20 protein-coding genes, 1 tRNA gene and 1 other RNA gene are annotated in these 23,124 nt (G+C 71.8%); 10 read left to right on the plus strand and 12 right to left on the minus strand.

Annotated features, from left to right (window positions below; all coding sequences use genetic code 11):
* Positions 1-117: 117 nt before the first annotated feature.
* Positions 118-882: a TetR/AcrR family transcriptional regulator C-terminal domain-containing protein gene (locus KS423_RS13310; RefSeq protein WP_224278687.1), complete on the minus strand. Its 765-nt coding sequence runs from the start codon at positions 880-882 to the stop codon at positions 118-120.
* A 253-nt stretch (positions 883-1,135) separates the two neighbouring features.
* Between KS423_RS13310 and KS423_RS13315 the strand changes: the two genes are divergently transcribed.
* A complete protein-coding gene (locus KS423_RS13315) occupies positions 1,136-2,650 on the plus strand; it encodes an MFS transporter (protein WP_224278689.1) in 1,515 nt (504 codons plus the stop codon).
* A 113-nt stretch (positions 2,651-2,763) separates the two neighbouring features.
* Positions 2,764-3,540, plus strand: coding sequence for a helix-turn-helix domain-containing protein (locus KS423_RS13320; RefSeq protein WP_224278696.1), 777 nt, complete (start codon positions 2,764-2,766; stop codon positions 3,538-3,540).
* Here the strand turns inward: KS423_RS13320 and KS423_RS13325 are convergent.
* The 3 genes from KS423_RS13325 to KS423_RS13335 form a co-directional block, all read right to left on the minus strand.
* Complete coding sequence (locus KS423_RS13325) at positions 3,483-3,884, minus strand: VOC family protein (protein ID WP_224278698.1); 402 nt, start codon at positions 3,882-3,884, stop codon at positions 3,483-3,485. The two genes, KS423_RS13320 and KS423_RS13325, sit on opposite strands and share 58 nt — an antisense overlap.
* Before the next feature lie 59 nt (positions 3,885-3,943).
* Positions 3,944-8,647 carry a caspase family protein gene (locus tag KS423_RS13330; RefSeq protein WP_224278700.1) on the minus strand — a complete coding sequence of 1,568 codons (4,704 nt, stop codon included), beginning with the start codon at positions 8,645-8,647 and terminating at the stop codon, positions 3,944-3,946.
* Between the two features lie 497 nt (positions 8,648-9,144).
* Positions 9,145-10,329 carry a hypothetical protein gene (locus KS423_RS13335; RefSeq protein WP_224278702.1) on the minus strand — a complete coding sequence of 395 codons (1,185 nt, stop codon included), beginning with the start codon at positions 10,327-10,329 and terminating at the stop codon, positions 9,145-9,147.
* 535 nt (positions 10,330-10,864) lie between these two features.
* On the opposite strand from KS423_RS13335, the gene KS423_RS13345 reads away from it, so the two are divergent.
* From KS423_RS13345 to KS423_RS13355, 3 genes are all read left to right on the plus strand, one after another.
* Complete coding sequence (locus KS423_RS13345; protein WP_224278704.1) at positions 10,865-12,055, plus strand: PP2C family protein-serine/threonine phosphatase; 1,191 nt, start codon at positions 10,865-10,867, stop codon at positions 12,053-12,055.
* 133 nt (positions 12,056-12,188) lie between these two features.
* Positions 12,189-12,680: a DUF5994 family protein gene (locus KS423_RS13350; RefSeq protein WP_224278706.1), complete on the plus strand. Its 492-nt coding sequence runs from the start codon at positions 12,189-12,191 to the stop codon at positions 12,678-12,680.
* Positions 12,681-12,736: 56 nt separating this feature from the next.
* Positions 12,737-12,982, plus strand: coding sequence for a hypothetical protein (locus KS423_RS13355; protein ID WP_224278708.1), 246 nt, complete (start codon positions 12,737-12,739; stop codon positions 12,980-12,982).
* A gap of 323 nt (positions 12,983-13,305) precedes the next feature.
* Here KS423_RS13355 and KS423_RS13360 read toward each other — a convergent pair whose 3' ends face one another.
* Positions 13,306-14,574 carry an ATP-binding protein gene (locus KS423_RS13360; RefSeq protein WP_224278709.1) on the minus strand — a complete coding sequence of 423 codons (1,269 nt, stop codon included), beginning with the start codon at positions 14,572-14,574 and terminating at the stop codon, positions 13,306-13,308.
* Between the two features lie 304 nt (positions 14,575-14,878).
* Positions 14,879-15,280 (minus strand): DUF5994 family protein, encoded by a 402-nt coding sequence (locus KS423_RS13365; protein WP_224278711.1) that lies wholly within the window; start codon positions 15,278-15,280, stop codon positions 14,879-14,881.
* A 123-nt stretch (positions 15,281-15,403) separates the two neighbouring features.
* On the opposite strand from KS423_RS13365, the gene KS423_RS13370 reads away from it, so the two are divergent.
* Positions 15,404-15,727, plus strand: coding sequence for a hypothetical protein (locus KS423_RS13370; protein WP_224278713.1), 324 nt, complete (start codon positions 15,404-15,406; stop codon positions 15,725-15,727).
* Positions 15,728-16,086: 359 nt separating this feature from the next.
* Here KS423_RS13370 and KS423_RS13375 read toward each other — a convergent pair whose 3' ends face one another.
* Genes KS423_RS13375 through KS423_RS13385 form a run of 3 tightly spaced genes read right to left on the minus strand, consistent with a single transcriptional unit; the run spans position 16,087 to position 18,815 of the window.
* Entirely contained in the window at positions 16,087-16,500 is a 414-nt protein-coding gene (locus KS423_RS13375; RefSeq protein ID WP_224278721.1) for a MarR family winged helix-turn-helix transcriptional regulator, read from the minus strand.
* Positions 16,501-16,518: 18 nt separating this feature from the next.
* The gene (locus KS423_RS13380) at positions 16,519-17,922 is read right to left on the minus strand and encodes a DHA2 family efflux MFS transporter permease subunit (RefSeq protein ID WP_224278723.1); all 1,404 of its coding nucleotides are present in this window, start codon (positions 17,920-17,922) and stop codon (positions 16,519-16,521) included.
* A 50-nt stretch (positions 17,923-17,972) separates the two neighbouring features.
* Positions 17,973-18,815: an NAD(P)H-binding protein gene (locus tag KS423_RS13385; protein ID WP_224278725.1), complete on the minus strand. Its 843-nt coding sequence runs from the start codon at positions 18,813-18,815 to the stop codon at positions 17,973-17,975.
* A gap of 104 nt (positions 18,816-18,919) precedes the next feature.
* On the opposite strand from KS423_RS13385, the gene KS423_RS13390 reads away from it, so the two are divergent.
* Positions 18,920-19,414: a MarR family winged helix-turn-helix transcriptional regulator gene (locus KS423_RS13390; protein WP_224278727.1), complete on the plus strand. Its 495-nt coding sequence runs from the start codon at positions 18,920-18,922 to the stop codon at positions 19,412-19,414.
* 456 nt (positions 19,415-19,870) lie between these two features.
* On the opposite strand, the gene KS423_RS13395 is transcribed toward KS423_RS13390, so the two are convergent.
* Positions 19,871-20,275, minus strand: coding sequence for a carboxymuconolactone decarboxylase family protein (locus KS423_RS13395; RefSeq protein ID WP_224278737.1), 405 nt, complete (start codon positions 20,273-20,275; stop codon positions 19,871-19,873).
* A complete protein-coding gene (locus KS423_RS13400) occupies positions 20,272-20,937 on the minus strand; it encodes a class II aldolase/adducin family protein (protein WP_224278739.1) in 666 nt (221 codons plus the stop codon). Before KS423_RS13400 ends, KS423_RS13395 begins: the two co-directional genes overlap by 4 nt.
* Before the next feature lie 147 nt (positions 20,938-21,084).
* Here KS423_RS13400 and KS423_RS13405 point away from each other — a divergent pair, with 147 nt between their 5' ends.
* Positions 21,085-21,462, plus strand: coding sequence for a MerR family transcriptional regulator (locus KS423_RS13405; RefSeq protein ID WP_224278741.1), 378 nt, complete (start codon positions 21,085-21,087; stop codon positions 21,460-21,462).
* A 72-nt stretch (positions 21,463-21,534) separates the two neighbouring features.
* Here the strand turns inward: KS423_RS13405 and KS423_RS13410 are convergent.
* Positions 21,535-21,619: transfer RNA gene (locus KS423_RS13410), tRNA-Ser, on the minus strand.
* Between the two features lie 111 nt (positions 21,620-21,730).
* On the opposite strand from KS423_RS13410, the gene ffs reads away from it, so the two are divergent.
* An RNA gene (ffs, locus tag KS423_RS13415) (signal recognition particle sRNA small type) lies at positions 21,731-21,821 on the plus strand.
* Between the two features lie 70 nt (positions 21,822-21,891).
* On the plus strand, positions 21,892-23,124 hold a 1,233-nt coding region (locus tag KS423_RS13420), incomplete at its 3' end, for a DNA polymerase III subunit gamma and tau (protein ID WP_224278743.1).

Here is a 23,124-nt window from a genome sequence, read left to right on the forward strand (position 1 = left end):
GTGGCCACGGCGGCGGCCGTCGCGGCGGGCGAGCCGGTCGGCCCGGTGCCCGGGTACGCGGAGGTGCAGGCGCTCAGCGGGGGCTGAGCACGTCCCGGGTGGGCCGACCGTCCGGGCTCAGCCCTCGCGGCGGGCGGCCCGGGACGCCTCGATCCCGTCCAGGATGACGTTGACGCCACGGGCGAAGCTGCTGTCCCGGCCCGCGGCGACCTCGTCCGGAACCTCGGTGGTGTACAGCCGGTGCAGCAGCGGGAACTCCTTGGTGGCCTCGATGACGGTGGGCAGGAGCTGGTTCATCCACTCCTGCTCGTCCTGGCCGCTGCGGGCCAGCGAGGTCACCCAGGAGGCCTCCACGCAGGCGGTTCCGATGGTGTAGCCCATGACCGCGCTCATCGCGTCGTTCGCCTCGCCGATCTCGAAACCGGCCGTGTTCATCACGGCCAGCTGGGCCTCGGAGAGCCGCATCCAGTTGGGGCCGAGGTAGATCATCCCGACGTCGCCGATCACGGACACCATCCAGGGGTGGCGCATGACGGCCGCGCGCACGCTCTCGGCGCACTCCATGACCTTCGCGCGCCAGACCTCCGGGTCCTCGGAGCCCTCGGCCTCGGTCAGCGGGAGGGCGCCGAAGACCTGGTCGACGACCAGGGCGAGCAGCTCGTCCTTGTTGGCGACGTGGGTGTAGAGCGAGGTCGCGCCGGCGTTCAGCCGGGCGGCGAGCTTGCGCATGCTCAGCGCCTCGATGCCGTCGGAGTCCAACAGTGCGAAGGCCTCGGCGACGATCTGCTCGCGGCTGAGGGTGGGCTGCTCCCGCCGTCGCTGGGGCCGGTTCCACAGCGTCGGGATGCCCGGGGTCGTACCGTCCTCTGATTTGGCCGCCATCGGGCCCTCCTCACCAATCGTCCGGACCCGGTCCGGTCCGGCGCAGCTCGCCACACGGATGCGAACAGTGTACGGCGCCACGAACAGCGTACGGAGGTCGAACGGCGTACGGCGTTGCGAACAGTGTGCGGCATCCGTACAGTGTTCGGAGCGGCGCACACCGTACCCCCTGGGGACGGAGGGCGGTGTGCCCGCGACGACTTCCGCGCGGCCACAGCCCGCGTCCGATCCGAAGCTCGAAGGGGGAAACGCCGTGGAACGTCATCCGCAGCGCTGGCTCATTCTGGTCGTGCTCTGTCTCAGCAGCCTGGTGCTGGTGATCGACAACATGGTGCTCACGGTGTCCGTCCCGCCGATCGCGGAGGACCTCAAGGCCGGGGCGCAGGACATCCAGTGGATCATCGACTCGTACATCCTGGTCTTCGCCGGCCTGCTGCTCACCTCGGGCAGCCTCTCCGACCGCTTCGGACGACGGAAGGTGATGGTCGTCGGACTGGCGCTGTTCGGCGCCGCCTCGCTGGTCGCGGCGTACGCCGGAAGCCCCGGTGAGCTGATAGCCGGGCGCGTCCTGATGGGCGTCGGCGGCGCGCTGGTCATGCCGAGCACGCTCTCCATCCTGATCACCGTCTTCGACGACGAGGAGCGCCCGAAGGCGATCGCCGCCTGGACCGCGGTGGCCATGATCGGCCTGGTCGGCGGTCCGGTGCTGGGCGGCGCGCTGATCGCGCACTTCTGGTGGGGCGCGGTCTTCCTGCTCAACGTGCCGGTCGCGGCGGTCGCCATCGTCGCCGCGATGGTGCTGATGCCCGAGTCCAAGGGGCCGTGGCGGCGTCCCGACCTGCCGGGCATGGTGCTGTCGATGATCGGCATGACGGCGCTGGTCTGGTCGATCATCGTGCTGCCCCGGGACGGCTTCACCAGCGTGAGCACCCTCGGCGCGCTCCTCCTCGCGGTGGCCGCACTGGCCGGCTTCGCCGTCCGGCAGGTCCGCACCGACTCGCCGATGGTCCCGCTCAACCTGTTCCGCAACCGGGTCTTCACCGGCGCCAGCTTCTCGCTCGTCCTGCTGACCTTCGCCACCGGCGGGCTGATGCTGGTCCTCACCCAGCACCTCCAGTTCGTGCTGGAGTTCTCGCCCACCGACACCGGACTCGCCTTCATCCCGCTGGCCATCGCCTCGCTGGTGTTCAACGCGCTGGGTGCGGTGCTCGGCAAGAAGGTCCCGGCGCGGGTGCTCACCTCGATCGGCATGCTGATCATCACGGGCGGCTTCGGGCTGCTGGCCACCCTGTCGGTCGGCGACGGCTTCACCAAGGTCGGCCTGGCCATGCTGGTGCTCGGCATCGGCTCCGGCCTCGGCATGCCGGCCGCCGCCAACGCGCTGATGGGTGCCATCCCCAGCGAGCACGCCGGCGTCGGCTCGGCGCTCAACGACACCATCCAGCAGTCCGGCGCGGCGCTCGGCGTGGCCATCCTCGGCACCGTGCTCTCCAGCACCTACACCGGCGCGATGCCCGACGCCGCCCCCGAGGCCGCCCGCCACGACATCACCGGCGCGCTCGCGGTGGCCCGCTCCACCGGGGACGGCGGACTGGTCTCGGCCGCCCGGGAGGCGTTCAACACCGCCACCTCCACCACCTTCACGGTGGGCGGCATCGCGGTCGTCGCGGCCGCGGTGCTCACCCTGGTGCTGATGCGCGACGGCCGGAAGACCGCCGGTGCGGGGGGCGACGCTCCGGTGGCGCCGGAGGCCGAGCCGGTCGCCTGAGCCCCCGCCCGTCCGGTCCGACGTCTCTGACACCCCCGTTGGCCCCGGTTGCCTGGTGCAGCCGGGCCAACGGCGTTCGCGCGCCCCCGTCCCGCGGCGCGTAGCCTCGCGTCATGGAATCGTCCTCGCCGTACCTGGAGCGCGCGTCCCGGCTGCCCGGTGCGGTCGTGTGGACGAAGCAGGCCCTCGGGCGTACGGACGCCGCCCAGGCCGGGCCCGTTCTGCCCGACGGCTGCATGGACCTGCTGTGGACACAGGGGCGGCTCCTGGTCGCCGGACCGGACACCCGCGCCTTCCGCCCCGGCCCCGGGCTGCGCGGCCCGTGGGCCGGCGTACGCTTCCGGCCCGGCGCCGCCCCCGCGTTGCTCGGCGTACCCGCACACGAACTACGGGACCGCCGGGTCGAGTTGGCCGACCTGCGGCCCGCCGCCGAAGTCAGGCTCCTGACCGAACGCATCGACGCGGCCCCCGACCCGGCCGCCGCACTGGAGGCCCTGGCCCTGCGCCTGGCGGCCGAGGCCCGGCCCGAGGACCCGCTGATCCGCTCGGTGGCCGCCTCGCTCGCCGCCGGACGGTCCGTCGCCGCGACGGCCGCGACGGTCGGCCTCGGCGCGCGCCAACTCCACCGCCGCTCACTGGCCGCCTTCGGCTACGGCCCCAAGACCCTCGCCCGGATCCTGCGCATGCAGCGCGCCCTGGCGCTCGCCCGCTCCGGCGTCCCGCCGGCCGAGACGGCGGCCCTGGCCGGCTATGCGGACCAGGCCCACCTGGCCCGCGACGTACGGCAGTTGGCGGGCATGCCGATGACGGCGCTGCTGCTCGGCCAGGTCCTCTACAGGGGCGCGAGCAGGTCCACCCCGTTGCCGTCCGGATCGTGCACCACGGCGTAGCGCTGCCCCCAGAAGGCGTCCCAGGGCTTCAACTCCCCGTGGTACCCGGCGCCGGTCAGCTCCTCGTACAGCGCGTCCACCTGCGCGGGGCTCGCGCAGCGGAACGCCAGCGCGGCCCGCGTGCCGCGGCTCGGCGGCTGCCAGGAGGGGTGGAACGACCGGATGGTGGCCTCGGTGTCGAGCACCAGGAGCGGCCCGCCCGGCAACTCGGCCTCGACGTGCGCCTCACCCTCGGCCCCCTCGGCGAACCCCACCCCCAACCGCCGGTAGAAGGCGACCGAGGCGGCCATGTCCGAAACGGCCAGCCCGACGAAGGCGAACTGCGGTGCAGGTGTGCTGTTCATGCCCGCCACGCTAGGCGGCACCGGGACGTCTGGTCTTGAACGAATCGGACACCGGCGGATCAGTCGACGCCGAGGGCCCTGCACCAGTCCGGGGGCAGCTGGGGGCGCAGGAAGACGACCCCCTGCTGGGTGCCGACGGCCAGGTCGAGGCACGGGCTCCCGGGAAGGGCGGTGAGCGAGGTGACGAGGGCGGGCAGCGGGGCGGACCACACCTTCTCGCAGCTGGGCAGGTGGCACAGGGCCACACCGTGCTCGTCGCTCACGGCCACCAGGGCCTCGCCGTTGGGCGCGGGGCCGGTCCACAGGATGCGGAAAGCCGGGACGGGCAGACACCGGGAGATGTCGGGCGTCGCGGGATTCCAGACCGCGACCGGAAACGCATCGGTTTCGCCGGGCGCCGCGGTGTCGAGGTGGAGCAGCAGGGGAGTGCCGTCCGGCAGTTCGGCCCAGCAGAGGTCGCGGGAGTAGCCGGAGAACAGCGTGCGACGGCCTCGGCGACCGGAGCTTCCGGCTTTGGGCGGGAGGGTGACCGCGTACCGACGGTTCGTCGTCAGGTCGATCACCGAAGTCGCGCCGCCGAACCCCTGTTCCGCGATCCAGCGGGTCCCGGTGATGCCGTGGTGAGGTACCAGGCGGAAGACGTCGGAGGCGAGTTCGACCCCGTCGTCCTGGTACGGAGTGCCCGTGGGGATGTTCCATATCCGGCCGACGACAGGGCCCTGCGGGCGTGGTTCCCACGTCTCCACGAGGTCGGCGGCGCCGGAGGGTCGGATCCATCGACCCGCCACGCTGGATTCGTACTCGTGAGCCGGTCGGACGGCGGTCATCAGCACCGGGGCGCCGGACGTGGTGGTGAACGCCGTCGAAACGACGCCGTCGTTGCCGGGGTCGATGATCCACGGGAGGGTCACCCACTCCGGGGTGTCATCGGGGGCGTTCAGCAGCGCGACGCACCCGCTCACCGCGTCGAAGCCCACGAAGCGCGTGCCGGCGTTCCAGCGCGTCGAGGGAAGGAGTTGCCCGCGCACTTGCCCTCTCTCACCGTGCAGCCAGGCGAGTTCGCCGTTCTCGATCTCCGAGCCGCGGCGCACCCGGTGCCAGATGCAGAGCGACATCGGCTTCGAGAGCGGCCAGCCTTCGGCATCGGGACCGACGACCTCGGCCTCCACGTGCCCCGTGTACTCCCAGGAGAGCAGGTTGAGCGTGCCGTCGGGGTCCTCGGAGCGGTCCTCCTCGGCGGGAGTGTCCCCGAGCGCCAGGCCGGGGCAGGGGCCGACGTCGAGCAGCGGCTCGTCCAGCTGGTCCGCGCGCATGCGCCTGGCGAGTCGGTGGGACACCACCGTGACGGCCGACGGATCCTGGGACCAGGGGATCAGCGAGTCCACTTCGGGTGCCGAGACCTGGGGATCGGCCGGGTCCTGCCCGGTGGACGGCAGTGCGCGTTCGTGGGCGCCCCACGGCCAGAGCCGAGCCGTGCCGTCGTTGCCGACGGCGAGGACGTCGGGCCCCTCGGCCCCGGGCACGTCGAGCAGGAGCAGGGCGCACACGGCGCTCTCGTGGCCGTAGACGGGTGAGCCGACAGCCTCGCCGGTCCCGCAGTCGACGACGGTCAGCTGGCTCCGATAGCCCACCGTCACCGCAACGACCTGGCCGTCGGAACGCAGGACGGGTTCCATCCGTGAGGCATGACCGGCCGGTTTGCCACGCGCGGCAAGGCGTTGTGGTGGTGCGTCGAGGCGGAGGATCAGCAGGTTCTCGTCGTCCTGCGCCACGAGGACGGCATCGGTGGCACTGCCGTGGGCGAACCGGGCTTCCTGCCACGAGAATCCGTCGAAGGGCACGGTCGTGATCTTCCCCGTGCCCATGTCGAACAGGCTCATGGCGACGCGGGACTCGGCGATCGCGGCCACGGTCCCGTCCGTTCGGTGGATGCTGTCGACCACCAGGGGCTGCGCCATCCCCTCCCGCACGACCGAGGGGTCGTGCGGCTCTTCCAGGCGGTGCAGGAGAAGGCGTCCCCGCGTGCCGTCGCAGGTGAGCAGGCAGAGGCGACCGTCCGCGTCGTGGCCGAGACGGGCCGAGGCCTTGGGGGCGTCGAAGGTGTTCTGCGGGGGCGTGGGGCAGTCCACCCGGACCAGTTCCCGCCACTCCGGGAGCACCAGGGCCACCACGTGTTCCGTGTCCCGGCACACGGCGACCGGCGTGCCGTCGGACCGGAGCCCGGCGTCGAGGAGCTCGTGGTACCCGGTGTCGGGGATCGCCCGGGAGAGCGTCTGATCCGGTACGTTCCAGACCCGGATCGTGCCCCGGGCGTCGAGTGTGACCGCCTCCGTCCGTCCGGCCCGGTCGGTGAGCACCGCGAGTCCGAGGACGTTCGCCGGGTGCGGCAGGATCGTCGACCGGGACGGCTCGTCGAGCATCCAGACGTGCACGTGGGGAACCGAAGGCTCGCTCGCCAGCACGGCCCGGCCGCCGGCCGGCAGGACGAGGTCCCTGACCGTCCAGCCCAGACTCACCGACCTGATCGCGTACGCGTCCCCCTCGTGCCGCCCCACCACCCGGTGCGGGGTGATCTCACGGGGCTCGACCCGGATCCGCCGCAGCGAACCGGAGAGCTCCTCGGCCTGCCGGGCGAGTGCGTGCTCCCCGTGGGCGCCCGCGACGTACGCCAGCAGGGCGGCCCGGTCGACCGCCGCGGAGGCTCCGTCCGTGAGGAGGTAGCAGTAGCGTTCGACGGCCATGGACAGCATGGGATCGCGCAACGCGTGGCGCAGTGCGGGAAGCAGGGTCGAAGGCTCCGCGCCGACGACGTACGAGGCGTCCGCCAGGAGGTCGTCCAGTGCCCCCGACTCGGCCGCATGGGTCGCGAGATGGGCCAGTACGTAGGGGTGGGCCCGCGACCAGGCCCGGTCCGGGACCAGGCCCGTCAGCGTGTCGACGAAGCACTCCTGGACGTCCTTGAGATCCCGGCGCGCGAGCACCCGGGTCTTCATGTGGTCCGTCAGTTCCTGGTGGTACAGCCGGAAGTGCCTGGTCCCGTCCACCACCGCGTGGGACAGGTAGGAGCCGTCCTCCTCCAGGAGCACGTCGATGTGCGCCTCCGTGAGCGGCATGCCCGACAGGCTCCTGGCGGCCTGCACCCAGATCCTGCGCGGCAGGCCGCTGCCCTCCCCGAAGGCCAGGGCGGTGAGCAGCGCCATCGTCGGCTCGTGGCGGTCGGACGGAAGCCGCTGGAGGTACGCCTCGAAGGCGCCGCCGACGTCGGAGGGGAGCTGTTCCGTCCAGCCCGGCACGGAGGTGTCGACGGGCCGGTCGCGCAGCAGCGCGCTCGCCGTCATGCGGGCGACCAGGAAGCAGCGGCCGGCCCGGCGTGCGACCTCGTCCGCCACCTGGCGCGCGAGGCCGGGGGTGTGCTCGTAGGGTGCGCCCGCGTCGGAGATGATCTTCGCGACGTACTCGGCGGTGTCGGTGTCGTCGGCGTACGCGCGGTCGTCGAGGTCGATGACCGGCACCCGGTCCCCGATGTGGGACAGCAGCTCACGGCGCGATCCGATGACGAGCCGGACACAGGCCACGCCGGCGAGCGGGCGCAGCAGTTCCCAGGCGATGCGGCGGGCCTCGGCCTTGTCGCCGCCGGGCCCGGCCTCGTCGAGCGAGTCGACGATGACGCGGAACGGCCGCTGCCGGCCGGCCAGTGCCGCGAACAGCGCCGCTGGTGTGGCGGCCCGTACGTCGGCAGCGGCCGCGAGCCGTTCGACCAGTGCTTCCATCGTCTGGTGGTGGGCGTTGACGGAGGCGTCGGCGCAGCCTTCCAGGACGAGCCGCCCGAGTACGGCGGACTTGCCGGAGCCCGGATCGGCGGTCACCACGAGGATGCCGGGGCCCTCCTCTCCGGCGAGGTGGTCGCGTCCCCTCCGGAGGGCGCGTTCCCGCCCGGTGAAGTACGATCCGGAGTCGTAGACCTGTTCGACGCCGCGCCCCCGCGGTTCGAAGTGCGAGGCGAGGTCGGCGGAACCCGCGTCGGTGCACCCTTCCCCGGTGACCTCGGCCTGCGGGTCGAACAGCGGGTTCGGGAAGAACGGCGGCGGCTCCGACTGGTCCACGGACGAGCAGGCGGCCCGCTGCCTGAGCCCGGAGGCCACGAAGGACTGGTTGACCCGGTCGGCGATGGTGCCCGGGGACAGGTGGCGCTGCGATGCTCCGTCACCCTGGCGGTAGGCCTTGGCGAGTTCGGAGACGAAGGCGCCGTCCACGGCGGTGTCGCGATGGCGCGCGGAGGCCAGCAGCCAGGTGCCCGAGCCGAGTTCGTCACCGCGTCCCCGCCCGGCCACGACGGTGTCGGTCACCGCGCCGAGCCCGGCCCCGGCCGCCGCGGCGTGGCAGGCGTCGATGACGAACAGCACGTTGCGCAGGGGGGATTCGGCGACGACCTCGGCCAGGTTGGGGAGGGACAGCCAGGAGCGGGGCCGGCCGTGGGTGCTGTCCGCACACGCCAGCCGGTACTGGTTGGTGGCGGACCGGGAGCCGTGTCCGGCGTAGTACACGACGAGTACGTCATCGGCGGTGAGCCCGGGGCTCTGGCACCAATCGGACAGGGCGTCCTCGAAGTCCGCCGATGCGGGATCGTGGGAGACGGAGGCCAGCACCCGCTGGTACCCCATCGACGCGAAGAGCCCGACCACTCCGTCGACGTCCTGGTGCACCAGAGGCAGCTCCGGCTCCTCCACGTAGTGGCGAGTGCCCGCCGCGATGAGGTAGCGCATCAGCGCACCTCCGACGCGGCGCACCGGGCCGAGTCCTCGCCCGGGTGCCGCCCGCTCACCCCGTGCACACAGACGACCGCGCTCAATTCCCCTCCCGAGTGTGGGGGACAAGCCTACGACCGGACCGGGCCCCGGACTCCGACCGAACGGGGACCGGGGCCGGCGGCACGGCACCGGTGCCGGACGGGGGCGAAGTCGCCGGCAGGTGTGGTTCCGGGCTGCGCCCGCAGGCGGCCCGGTTCGGCGGAGGTCGCGAGCACGGCGGAGGTCGCGAGCACGGCGAAGGCCCGGGCCGCGTGATGCGGTCCGGGCCTTCGATCAAGGCGGGGGCACGAGCTTCGAACTCGTGAGGGGTTGCCCCCGGCACGCTCCCCGACACGCTCCCTGGGAGCGTCCGCCGAGGTTCGCATGTGTCCTGGCCTGCGCCGGAGTGAACCGCTTGCCGTGGTTGGGTACCGCCGAACGGCAGGTCGCGAACCCCGGGCACAGGTCGGTGCTCAGCCGCCGCCGTAGGTGCTCTGGGTGACGGCGAAGACGTTGCGTCCGCCCGTGGTCTCCTGCAGCGACCACAGCAGGTCGGGGTCGGTGGCGTCCTCCCAGTAGGAGAGGCTCTCGCCGCCGCCCACCCAGGCGAAGGTGGAGGGGCCTGCGGTCGGGGTCCAGTAGTAGAGCTTCTTCTGCCCCGAGGAGTTGAACCACCACCGGCCGTTGTGGGAAGCCACGCCGTTGAGGTTGTACCAGGGCAGTTGGAGGGCCTGACTGGCGGTCGTCGTCGCGGCGAACGTCGTCGCCCCGGGTGCGAACGGGAAGCGGACGGCCCTCGGCGGGCGGTTGGGGTAGCTGGTGCAGCCCGACTGGCAGGTGTACTCCGTCATCACGGCCGACTTGCTGACCCGGTCGAGGGAGATCGACGACCACACCAGGGCGTTGCCGGATGTCGTCTGCGACGTGACCGTGCCGATCTGGGGCAGCACGTAGGCGTAGTTGTGGGCGTAGTAGACGGTGTCGGACTGACGGCCGATCTGGTCGGCAGTGCCGCCGGTGTCGGTGTTGAGGATCTTGCGCATGTCGAAGACGCGCATGCCGCGCCCGGTGTCGGCGACGTAGAGGTAGTCGCCGTACCAGGAGACGCCGCCGGCGTGGATCGGGATGTCCTTGAAGTCCGGCGCCGCCGCGGTGCCGGTCGGCTCCACCAGGAGGATCTTGCGGTAGGTGTTGGGGTAGGTGGCGTCCCAGTCGACCAGGGTGATCCGACTGCGCTGCTGGGCGCCGTCGCAGCCGTCCTTGGTGTACCAGCTCACCAGCACGAGCTGATGGCCGTCGTAGTTGCCGCTGTTCGCGGTCCCCACGGCGTCCCGGCTCGTCGTGATTCCCTGCGGGAAGCTCTGGCAGTCGGAGTTGTCGCCGTCGTCGAACCGGAAGCCGGTGGACAGGCCGCCGACGGAGAACGACGCGGGGAGCGCCTGCCGGGTGTGGTTCGCGTTCTCCATCACCGTGTGCACGGCAGAGGTCCCCAGTGCCGTGACGAGGGCCGAGTCGAGCGTGTCGAACTTGTGGTAGTCCGCGGTGAGGGTGTACTCGGACGCGGGCAGGTCCGTCGGTGCCGCAGCGGCCGCCGCCGGCGATGCGCCGACGAGCGCGCCGGTGATGAGCAGGCCGGCTGCGAGTAGTGTTCGTGCCACGGTTCTGACGTGACGGATGATCAAGACGAGCCACCTCCACGTGAACGGATCAACGGTCACTCACGCTAGGGGCGTTTTGAGCATGTCCGCAACACCCCGGGGGAGCCGGAGCGGGTCCCGAAGCCGCCGCCGGTGCCGGTGGGAGCCGACGCGGCGCCCACTCCTCCGTGCCGGCCCCTTCTGGGGCGCGGCCGCTTGCCGTCGGCCGCGCAGGGTGCGGTCGAGAGGGCCGAACAGTGCGGCCCAGTGGCGTTCCGTCGCCTCGGAGCCGAACTCGGAGGTGTCGGACTGCGGGCAGCCGCGGCCCGCCCCCGGGTGGACCTCGCAGCGGTGGGCGACGCCGGCCCGGCGTCTGCGTTGCCGCCACCGAGCAGGAACTCGGCTCCGATCGGCGCGGTGGTCGCGTGCCGGCCGTTCGGGCGGGGCGTAACGCGCCCCCGTCGGGCGTAATGGGAGGGCCGGTCCGGTGAACCGCACCGGAGTGTCGGGGTCGATCGTGCCCGTGGCGGTGGCACGGGACGGGGAGGATACGGCGGTGAGCAGCGAGCGCCCACTGGATCGGGCTGAGGGTTTTGGCGAACGCCTGCTTGGCGCGCTGCTCGATCAGGCCCACGAGCTGCCGCTCCACCTGATCGCTCCGCTGATCGCCGACGCGGTGACGACGGTCGGCGGCCGTGATCCGGCGCTCCTGCTGCAGGACTACGGCCAGCTGGTGCTGGTACCGCTGCCGGGTCGGGGGCTGACCGCCGGGGAGCCGGTGCCGATCGACGGGTTCCCCGCGGGTGCGGCCTTTCTGCGGGGTCTCCCCGTCGAGGTGTCACAGGCCGGCGGGGTGCGGGTCTACCTGCCCTTGCTGGACGGCGGCGACGAGGTCGGGGTGCTGGCTCTCACGCTCGACACCGTCGATGAGGACGACCGGCGGCTGCTGCGGCGCTTCGCCACCCTGGTCGCTGATCTGCTGGTCACCAGGACCGGCTACACCGACCGGATCTTCCAGGCCCGGCGCACGGAACCGATGAGCGTTGCCGCGGAGATCCAGTGGTCGCTGCTGCCTCCGCTGTCGATGACCGTTCCCCGGGTCGCCGTGGCGGGCATCCTCGAACCGGCTTACCAGGTGGCCGGCGACAGCTTCGACTACGCGCTCAACGACGACGTCCTGCACGTGGCCACGATCGACGCCATGGGTCACGGGCTGGACGCCGCCACCATGGCGACCGTCGCCATCGGCGCGTACCGGCACGCCCGGCGCGCCGACATCGGACTGGCGGAGATCTACGCGTTCATGGACCGGGCCATCGCCGAGCAGTTCGGGCCAGACCACTTCGTCACCGCGCAGATGATGCGCCTGGACACCGTGACCGGCCACCTGCAGTGGGTCAATGCGGGACATCCTCAGCCGCTGCTGATCCGCGACCACGTCGTCGTCGAACGGCTGGAGAGCGCCACCACCCTGCCGGTGGGGTTCGGCGGCGAGAAGCCGGTGATCAGCGAGCGGGCGCTGCGGCACGGCGACCGGGTCCTGTGCTTCACGGACGGACTGGTCGAGGAGCGCGAGGCCGGCGGCGAGCAGTTCGGGGAGGAACAACTCATCGACTGGGTCGACCGCGTCGAGCGGTCGCAGGACGGGGTCAGGGCCGTGGTGCGCGCGCTCTCCCACGTCCTGAAGGAGAAGCGGGGCGGGCGCACGAGCGACGACGCCACCCTGTTCCTGATCGAGTGGCGCTGAGACGCCCGCCGCCGCTGGACCGGTCCGGCAAGGTGCGGAGTACGGTGGGAACACCGGGGCGTCCGAAGCCGCAGTCCGGCGGGTCGCCCGGCGTCAGCGGGCCGGACTTGCGCCCGCGGATAGGTGGCGAGCCATGTCGGACGAGACCGGCGCCTCCCACCCGGGACTGCTGCCGGACCGGTTCCGGCAGGTGGCGAAGCCGGGGACGGTCGTGTTGCGCCTGGAGACCACACAGTCACGCGAGGGTGCGCTCGACGGCGCATGGTGGCCGCACTCACGGGACGTTGGCGCGGAACTGCCCAGTCTGCTCCATGCGTTGACCGAACACCTCGGCCCGATCGCGAGCGTCGGACTGGACACGGACGCCTGGGACGACGTTCCGGCCCGGCTGATGGTCGACGGCCGGTCGGTGCACATCGACCGCTACCCGGTCGGCGACGACACGGTGATCATCACACGGGGCGACCGCGACCACTTCAGCCTGCTCGTCGTCCCCCCGCAGGCGAGCCGGGATGCGGCGCTGGCCGCGATGGCACGCGCGATCGAGGCCGGCGGAACCGACTCGGCACAGCAGATCCTCATCGCCACCGGCATCGGCTCCGAGCCGCCGGCGGAAGCGACCTGAGAGGACCGGCAGTGCGGGCTGGGCTGCTCGGGCAGACAGGAAGGCGGGACGCGGAGATGTCCGTCCACGTGAAACTCTCGGCCGAGGCCCGGGCACCGGCGGAGCCGTCCAAGGGGCCGTTGGACCTGCAGTACGAGGACAGCGCGGACGGCGTCACCTTCGAGTACGACCTGCATCCGAGCGGCGCGCCGCGCGTCCTGCGGGTCTTCGGGACACCTCGCACCGGGGTGGAGGCGGGCTTCGGCCCCGGAGCGTGGCTCCAGGTCGCGGGCACCTACCTGCGGAGCGGCTCCGAGTACTGACGGGGATCCGCTCCGGGCGAACCGCAGGCCGTCGGCGGCGGTTGCCCGGCTGCTCAGCGGTAGCCGGGCGGAGTCCACCGGTCGCGGTTGATCCGTCGTCACGCGAGTGACACACCCGGCCCTGCGGCCGTAGCGGGCGGCTCCCGTCCCGCCGACTACGCGGGTGCCGGCCAGGAGGCGGCCCGGCTGCGGGCGACATCCGCCCGCCTGCCGGCCTCACCGGCGCCGTCGGAGGGAGCGACGGCCGACGGCAGGAAGTCGGAACGCGACTGCGGCCCCTGCGCGTCGCCGCCCGTCGACGGCGGAGGGACGAGGGCGGCCGCTCAGACGCGCCCGTAGCGGACCGCCTGGTCGGCGAACTCCCGGGCCATCTCCTCGGAAACGGTCGGACGGGTGCGGTGGATGGCGTCGAGATAGTCCTGAGTGCTGGGCTGGGTCCGCTCCCCCGTGTCGAGCGTGTGCTCGAACGTGCTCTGGGCGACCGCCATGGCGACCTGCCTGATGTCGGCGGGAGTGAAGCCCTCGCTGGCTTCGGCGAGGACCGCCGTGTCGGCGGCGGTACCCGTTTTCGCCGTGTAGCCGGCCCACAGCGCGTCGCGGGCCGCGGAGTCGGGTGGCCCGACCGGCAGGACGTAGTCGAACCGGCCGTGGCGCAGGAACGCCGGGTCCAGTGCGGCCACCGAGTTGGTGGCGCAGACGAGGAGCCGGCCGTCGCGGTCACGGAACCGCACGATCGACTTGAGGAGTTCGCTGACCACGCCGACCGACGCGGGGGCGGCGATGCTGCGCGTACCGGCGACCTCTTCGACCTCGTCGATGAAGAGCAGCACATGGTCGAGCTGCGCCACCTCCTCGAAGCGGCGGCTGAGTCCGGTGGCCAGCCCGTCCTCGGAGGCGAGCCGGGAGGGGAAGATCTCGATGAACGGCCAGCCGAGCCGACCGGCCACGGCCTTGGCGAACGTGCTCTTGCCCGTACCCGGCGGGCCGAACAGCACGACCGCGCGGGGTGGCTCCACTCCGTGGGCGTCCGCCAGCTCGGGGTTCGCCAGGGGCAGCACCAGTCGCCGTTCGATGAGCCGCTTCTCGTCGGCCATGCCCGTGAGCCGCTCCCAGAGACGGGCTTCGGGCATGACCGCGCCCAGCATCGCCAGGACCGTCGCGCCCTGGGCGCTGACGGCCTCCGACTTCTCGAAGTACGTGAGCCCCCGGTGGGGGCGGAATCCGGAGTTGACCAGTGCGGTGGCGCCGGTCTCCTCATCGGGCAGCAGCGCCGCGACGATCCTGGCGCCGGCGTCCCGCAGACGATGCTCCAGCGCGGACAGCAGGGCGGTGCCCATGCCCAGGTTCCGCCAGGCGGGGTGCAGGGCGACGCGCAGCACCCATGCCCGGTCCCCGTCCACCCGGCCCACCGCCGCGCCCACGAGATGTCCGTCGGCCACCACGACGACGCTCGGATTCCGTGCCTGCAACGCGGCGACCACGTCGGAGAGGCGGAAGACGGCGGCGCGATCCGTGGTGGCACTCTCGGCATCGAGCCGGACCACCGCTTCGAGGTCGTCCGGTGTGAAGTCCCGAACATGCCATACAGCCATACGCCGCTCTCGAACGTCGCGCGCCCCCGACTTCCATCATCGGTCGACGCCGGTGCGGCCGCCCGCCTGGATGAGCGGCGATGACCGGTTCGCGCCGGGGCGGGAATCCGTGGCGGACGCCTCTACGACGCCCGCCTCACCGCCTCGACCGTCCCCCTCCTGTTCGGAGTGTCGGCGTGGACCGCCATGCCGAGGCGGTGCGGTTGACGACGCCGGGCTGCACGGCGGGAGCGCCGTGCAGCCCGGCGGAGAAAACTCGGCCGACGTTCGGCCCGCGGCTCGGCCCGTGGCGGTGCCGGACCGCTCAGCCGACCAGAAGTTCTGCCGCCGGGGTGTGGTTCCCGGTCGCCGAGGCGCCGGCCATCGCCGAGGCGGCCGTCGCCGGGTCGGTGCCGGGCGGTACCACCAGCAGCAGGAAGTGGTCCTGGAAGCCCCGGGTGACGCTGATCGTCGCGTCACTGCCGGCGAACCAGTTGATCCTGATCGTCAGGCCGTTCGCCGCGACGGACCGGGGCACGCCGTCCCAGGCCGTGGTGTCGAGGCCGACCCGGACGATGCGTCCGAAGTGGGCGCCGAGCGCGGTGATCAGGTCCGGCAGTTCGGCGAGGACGTGGTTCGAGCGGGGCCACCAGGCCCCGTCGAAGACGCCCTCCCGCGACATCGTCGGCTCCAGCTCCAGCCGCGGCAGCAGCGGGGTGTCGGGCACCGACCATGGCCCGGAAGAGGAAAAGGTGGGGAAAGGAATCGGCATCATGCGAAGCCGCCCGTCCGGTCCACGAGGGACCCATCACGACCCAGGGCGACGTCGGCGCTGATGCCGGTGTGCGGAATGTCCTCGGTTGTCTGCCTCCCAGGCTACTCCGCCGCGGTCTCCTCCGGGCCGCTCGCCACGGGAGTAGGGCGGCTGGTCACCCGCACCGGACTCCACCCGTTCCTGGCCCGCTCCTGGTGCACCGAGCGGACCACGATCAGCGCCACCTCGCACCAGCGCGGCCCGTTCGCCTGGCCGACTATGGGCCTGGCCCTGGCCGCGCTCGCGATGCGGATCAAGCACCTGGCGGTCCGGCCCGTCGTCGACGAGGACGGCTACATCCTCGGCGTGCTCACTGCGGACCGTGCCACCGGCCTGCTCGCCGTCGCGCCGACTCCGTGAAGCCGTCGGCGCTCCCCGCTGCCCGGTCAGAACCGGCCGGACCGACTGGGGCCAAAACTGAGACCACGACATGACGAAGGCCCGGACCGCCAAGCGGTCCGGGCCTTCGACTGCCCTACTGGGCAAAGGCGGAGGATACGAGATTCGAACTCGTGAGGGGTTGCCCCCAACACGCTTTCCAACTGTTCGTCCTGCCGTCCGAGAGCGTCCGCGTACGTCCTGATCTGCGGCGGAGCGGCGCGTCCGATGAGGCTCGTACGTGGCCGGACCGGGGTGAATGCAACCAGAACTGCAACCAGGGCCGGATCGGTCGCCCTTGCAATTCAGCTACCGATGACGAAGCTGCGGCTTGGGTGGAGTCATTGTTCTGCCCTGCCATCCAGGTTGTGGGTCATCCGTTCCAGGACGGTGATGGCGATCCGGTACTCCTCACGAGTGATACCGGCCGTCGACAACTCGCGGAAGGCGTCGACGCGTTCGGCGACCTCGGCGAGGCGGGTGCGGCCGTCGGCGGTCAGTGCGAGGCGGCCCTGCTCCGGGCGGGCGGCCCAGCCGTCGGCGACGACGGTCTCGATGGCGCCGGTCAGAGCGTCGACATCGGCGTTGGCGGCAAGGACGGTCAGCACGTCGGTGTCGGTGGCCCGCGGGTCGTCCCCGACGACGTTGAGGACCTGCCAGGCGAGTCGGGTGAGGCCGAACTCGGCCAGCATGGAGTTCATGTAGCCGGTGAGGGCCTTGTCGGTGCGGTTGAGCCAGTAACCGATGGGCTTCATGTGGTGCTCCTGGGTGGGTCAGTGGTGCCGGGGTCGGGCGTTGCGGGGCAGCAGCCACACGAGGGCGCAGCAGGCAAGAGCGGCGACGGCGACCACGGCGAGGCTGTGGACGGCTGCGTTCGTGGAGCCGCCGGGGGTGTGGAAGTAGACGGTAGTGATCGCTGCGGCGCCGATGCTGTTGGCGAGTTGCGCGACGGCGGAGAGGGAACCGCTGGCGCTGCCCGACTCCTTCGGGCCGACGCCGCCGAGGGTGACCTCGTAGACGGTGCCGAAGCAGGTGCCGAGGCCGAGGCCGGTGACGAGGACCGGGGCGATGAGAATCCATGCTGTCGGGGTGGTGGCCTGGATCAGGACGAGCAGCGACAGCGTCCCGGCCAGCGTAAGCAGCAGGCCGACGAGGATGAGCGTTCGGCCGAGGCGGGCCATCAGACGGTGCGCGGCGATCGAGGCGAGGATGATGCCGGCGGCGATCGGGGCGAGGCCGAGCGAGGCCTGGGTCGGGGTGCGGTGCAGCCCGTCCTGGAGGAAGAGGGACAGGACGAGGAGCAGGCCGGCGACCGCCGCGTAGAAGACGAGGCCGAGGACCAGGCCGGAGGTGAAGCCGCGGTTCTTCAGCAGCGAGGGTTCGATGAGCGGGCTGGCGGCGCTTCGCTGGCGCAGGCAGAACAGGGCGAAGAGCAGGGCTCCGGCGGTGAGGGAGAGGATGGGGACGGGCGTCCAGCCGTGGCTGGAGCCGTCGATCAGGCCGTAGAGCAGGCCGAGCATCGTGGTGGCGAGCAATCCGGAGCCCGGACCGTCGACGGTGACCGTCCGGTCGCCGCTGTCGCGGGGCAGCAGCCGCGTGGCCAGTGCGATCGCGAGGCCGCCGAGCGCGATGTTGATCAGGAACATGGAACGCCAGCCGAAGCCGTCGATGAGGAACCCGGCGAGGACCGGACCGCTGATCGCCGACAGGCCGAGGCAGGGAGCGAAGACTCCGAACGCCTTGCCGAGTTCGTGCGGGGGGAAGGCCGCGCCGAGGATGCCGAAGCCCTGTGGGATCACGAGGGCACCGAAGGCTCCCTGGAGCAGGCGGAAGCCGATGAGGGAGGCGGGGTCGAGGGCCAGGCCGCAGGCGACGGACGTGAGGGTGAAACCGGTGAGGCCGACCAGGAACAGGCGGCGGCGTCCGAACTTGTCACCGAGCCTGCCGCCGACCACCAGCAGGACGCCCATGGCAAGGGCGTAACCGGCGCCGAGCCACTGGACGAGGGCGTCGCCGCCGTTCAGATCGGTGGCGATGGTCGGGGCGGCGACGTTGGTGATCGTCGCGTCGAGGAGGTCGAGGACTGCGGCGAGGAGGACGACGGCGAGGACGGCCCAGCGGCGGCGGTCGGGCGTGGTCTGCGGGGTGGAGGGGGCCTGGGGTAAGGCCGTGGACATGGAATCCCTTGGGTGGAGGGGACGGGCCTCGTGGTGTGGACCCGTCCGGATCAGTGCCGGGTGAAGGCGGGGGCGTTCTCGTGGGCCCACTGCCGGTACGTGCGGGCGGGGCGGCCGAGGAGGGTTTCGGTGGTGTCGGCGATGGCCGCCGGACCGTGGTCGGCGGCCTCCCACAGGTCGAGCAGCGAGGAGACCATCGGCGCGGGCATGTAGTCGCCCATCTGCTGCTCGGCCTCGGCGCGGGTGATCTGCTCGATTGGGATCTCACGGCCGAGGGTGTCGGCGAGGACGGCGAGCTGCTCGCGGAAGGTGAGCGACTCGGGGCCGGTCAGGGTGACCGAGCGGCCGGTGAGGGAGGTGCCGGTCAGGGCCTCGACGGCGATGTCGGCGATGTCCTCGGGGTGGATGGGTGCGATGTGCGCGTCCGGGTAGGCGAGCTGGATCGGCATCGACCGGCCGATGAAGTGGGCCCAACCGAGGGAGTTGCTGGCGAAGGCGTCCGGGCGCAGGAACGTGCAGGTGAGATTGGAGGCGGCGAGGGCGCGCTCGACCTGGAGGCTGTGGCCGGCGAGCGGGTCGTTCTCGGCGTGGGGGCCGAGGACGGAGGACGAGGAGAGCAGGACGACGTGCTCGACGCCGGCGGCCTCGGCGGCCTTGACCAGCTCGTGGATGCCGGCGGGTTGGGGGTAGAGGAAGACCTGGCGGACGCCGCGGAGCGCGGCATCGAAGGTCTCGGGCCGGTCGAGGGCGAGCTCGGCGGTCTCGACGCCCGCCGGGACGGCCAGTTCGGCGGGGTTGGCGCTGGCGGCGCGGACGGTGCGACCGGCGGAGTGCAGGCGGCCGATGACGGCCTGGCCGACCTTTCCGCGGGCGCCGGTGATGAGGATGGCCATGGGAAGCTCCATTCGTTGCTGGGCGACATATGCATGTTTACATGCACACATTTGAGAGTCAACACATGCCTTCGTGGAGTCATCCATGTCTGTACGATGGGGGCATGACGAAGCGCGAGCCGAAGACGGCGGACGAGCTGCTGGACGCCGTGGGTCCGGCCTTCGGGAAGCTGCGGCGCTCCTCGCTCCTGGAAGTCGAGGACCCGATCTCCCAGAAGGACCTCAGTCGCACGCTGGTGTTGAGGATCGTCCTGGACGCCGAGAGGGAGGATGCCGGCGAGGTCACCGTCGGCGCGGTCGCCCAGCACCTCGGTGTGGACCCGTCGGTGGCCAGCCGTATGGTCTCCGACTCCATCTCGGCCGGCTACCTGATCCGCGCCGCCTCCCAGCGGGACGGTCGCCGCACCGTCCTCCACCTCAGCCCCGAGGGCCGTGAGCTGATGGCCCGCTTCGGCCGCCACCAGCGCTCGGCCTTCGAGTACATCACCGCCGACTGGACCGAGCGGGAGCGCCTGGAGTTCGCCCGCCTCATGCTCAAGTACGTCGACTCCCAGGACGCCCTCCGCCACCGGCTCCCGGGCAAGGGCGCTCCGCGCTGAGCCGCCCCGGCGGCTCGTGCCGGTGCAATCGCGGGCATGACGAAGGCCCCGACCGGCGAACCGGTCGGGGCCTTCGTGAAGGCGGAGGATACGAGATTCGAACTCGTGAGGGGTTGCCCCCAACACGCTTTCCAATTCTCCCGAACCCTGTCCGCCGGCGTCCGTACCCGTTCTGACCTGCGGGGAAGCGAACCGTTGGGCAGCGGCCGAACCCAGCCGGACGGGGGTGAACGAGACCAGAACTGAGACCAGGGCCGGGCCGGGCCATGCGCCGAAACAGGTGCCCGGGGGCGCTGGTGGCCTCGAAGACCGGGCTCTCCCGGGTCCATCAGCAGACTCCGGGCGAGCTGCGCCATCCGCCCCGCCTTAGGCCGGGAGGAGTCGTGGGGCCCGTTGCTCGACCAGCCCCGGGCAGAGGACAGCGACTTCGCGCGCCCTGCGTCACCTGTTCGGTGGTCAGCCGGCCTGGCCGTCGTCGTCCTGCAGGAGTTCGACGATGATCTCGATGCCGAGCGCGTAGGCCGGCGTGCCCGAGGTGATGAGCGCGGTCTCGGCGACTCCGATGAGGTCGGCGATGCCGGCGCCCGCGTGGAGTGCTCCCCGGGCGTGGATCCGGGCCGGTTCCGCCCGACCGAGAGCCAGCAGCTGCCCGAAGTGGACCAACTGTTGCACTCGACCACCGAGTGGGCTGTCGGCCAGCACGATGTGGCGCAGGGCCGTGAACGCCTCCTCCGTGGGGAGCCGGCCGAAGGCCTGGGCCACCCGCAGACGGTCCTCCACCGCGCCCGGGACGGCTCCGAGCGTCGTGCGGTAGCGGTCCCGCAGGGCTTCGGAACGCTCGGCGAAGGTGTGGTCGGTCATGACGAGACCCGTGCGATCGAGGCCCGGACGGCCTCCAGAGCGCCCTCGGGGAAGTCCACGGCCCCGCCGATCGCCGCGGCGGCGATCTCGGCCTCGGCGCTTTCCTCGATCGCCACCACGAGGTGGCCGGCAGCCGCCGCGTCCGGGCCGAACACCAGCAGCCCGTGGTTGGCCAGGAGGACCGCGGCCGTCGTCGGGCGTCGTTCCAGGACGTCGGCGATGCCCCGGACCGACACGTCCGACCCGCGCGGCCCCCAGGGCACCACCGGTACGTCCTCGGGCTGTCCGAAGCGGAGCATCGGTTCGGTGCGGCACGGCAGCGGCCGGTGGGCCACCGCGAAGGCCGTCGCGGCGGGTGAGTGGGTGTGGATGATCGCGCCCACGTGCGGGCGGGCGCGGTAGACGACGCTGTGCATGGCGATGATCTCGACGCTGACGGAGCGCAGTTCTCCTTCCAGGACCTGCCCGTCGAGACCGACGGTCGCCAGCTGGTGGGGTTCCAGGTCGCGGACGAATCCCGGGGTCAGCAGGAAGCGGTCGGCGTCGAGCCTGACGCTCAGGTTGGCGTGTCCGGAGTGCGACATCACCCCCGCCACGAAGAGCTGCCGGGCAGCCTCGACGAGCTGGTGGGCCCGGCTCGTCACTTCAGGTGCGTCTGTCATCTCTTCATCTCCCAATTCTCTGTCGGCGGCGGCCGGTTCGCCGCCGCTGCACGTGCCAGCCACTCTGCGACTTGAACTAAGGTTCAAGTCAAGCGTCGGGCCGGTACGACGAGATGACGAGAGAAAGGGGAGGGGCGAAGCTTGCGTATGACGATCGGTCAGCTTGCCGAGATCGCCAACGTTCCCGCGTCAGCCATCCGGTTCTGGGAACGCCACGGCCTGCTGCCTCCGCCCGAACGGCAGGGTGGGCAGCGGCGCTATCCGCCGCAGGCCGCGGAGCGGATCGTGCTGTTGCGCAAGTTCCAGCAAGCCGGGCTGAGCCTGGCCGAGGTCAGGGAGTTCCAGCAGGACCAGCCGCGCAGGCAGGCGATGATCCGCGCCAAGGTCGCCGAGATCGAGCAGCGCATGGTCGATCTCGACCACGCCCACCAGCTCCTGACCCATGCCCTCCAGTGCAGCAAGACGGACATCGTCAGCTGCCCGACCTTCCGGGAACAGATGGCGACGTGGAGTCGGTCCAGCTGACGGCAAAGACCGCGACCACGGGACGACGAAGGCCCGGACCGCTTCGCAGCGGTCCGGGCCTTCGATCAAAGGCGGAGGATACGAGATTCGAACTCGTGAGGGGTTGCCCCCAACACGCTTTCCAAGCGTGCGCCCTAGGCCTCTAGGCGAATCCTCCGAGGGAGAGCTTAGTACATGTTTCGGGGTGGTCGCGACCACCTATCCCGCAGGCGGGAGGGTGGGGGTGGCCTGTGGATCGTCGGGGCCGGGATCCGGTAGTGTGGGGGTCAGCCCCTCGTGTGGCGTCATCTCTCTGAACCCCCCCAGGGCCGGAAGGCAGCAAGGGTAGGAGGGCTCTGGCGGGTGCACGAGGGGTCTTTGCGTTCCCGGGGCCCTGGCCGGGGGTGAGGGGCGACGCGTTTGTCGGTCCGTCCCGATATCGTCGGTGGTGTGTCCCTAGCCCTGTACCGCCGCTACCGCCCCGAGACCTTCGCGGAGGTCATCGGGCAGGAGCACGTGACCGCTCCGCTCCAGCAGGCCCTGCGCAACAACAGGGTCAACCACGCGTACCTGTTCAGCGGGCCGCGCGGCTGTGGCAAGACGACGAGCGCGCGCATCCTGGCCCGTTGCCTCAACTGTGAGCAGGGGCCGACGCCGACGCCCTGCGGGGAGTGCCAGTCCTGCCGGGACCTCGCGACCGGCGGGCCCGGGTCGATCGACGTGATCGAGATCGACGCCGCCTCGCACGGTGGTGTGGACGACGCGCGCGAGCTGCGCGAGCGGGCGTTCTTCGCGCCGGTGCACAGCCGGTACAAGATCTTCATCCTGGACGAGGCGCACATGGTGACCTCGGCCGGCTTCAACGCGCTGCTCAAGGTGGTCGAGGAGCCTCCGGAGCACCTCAAGTTCATCTTCGCGACCACCGAGCCGGAGAAGGTGATCGGGACGATCCGGTCCCGGACGCACCACTACCCGTTCCGGCTGGTCCCGCCCGGCACGCTGCGCGACTACCTGGCGGAGGTGTGCGGCCGGGAGGGCATCCAGGTCGAGGACGCCGTGTTCCCGCTGGTGGTGCGGGCGGGTGCCGGGTCGGTGCGTGACTCGATGTCGGTCATGGACCAGCTGCTGGCCGGGGCCGACGAGGGCGGCGTCACGTACCAGATGGCCACGGCGCTGCTCGGGTACACCGACTCCGCGCTGCTGGACGAGGTGGTGGACGCCTTCGCCGCGCACGACGGGGCGACGGTGTTCCAGGTGATCGACCGGGTGGTCGAGGGCGGGCACGACCCGCGCCGTTTCGTCACCGACCTGCTGGAGCGGCTGCGCGACCTGGTGATCCTGGCCACCGTGCCGGACGCGGGGGAGAAGGGGCTGATCGACGCCCCGGCCGACCGGGTCGCGGTGATGCAGGCGCAGGCGGACGCGTTCGGCGCGGCCGAGCTGAGCCGGGCCGCCGACCTCGTCAACACCGGGCTGACCGAGATGCGCGGCAACGCGGCGCCGCGGCTGCAGCTGGAGCTGATCTGCGCCCGGGTGATGCTGCCGGGCGCCTACAGCGACGAGCTGTCGTTGCAGGCACGGCTGGACAAGCTGGAGCGGCGGGCGGCGGCGGGCGGGTTCGCCGCGCCGATGGCGGCCCCCGTGGGCATGCCGGTGGCGGCCCCCCCGATGGCGGTCGCGCCG

The organism is Streptomyces sp. LS1784 (assembly GCF_020103755.1).
In the GTDB taxonomy this organism is placed as follows: Bacteria; Actinomycetota; Actinomycetes; order Streptomycetales; family Streptomycetaceae; genus Kitasatospora.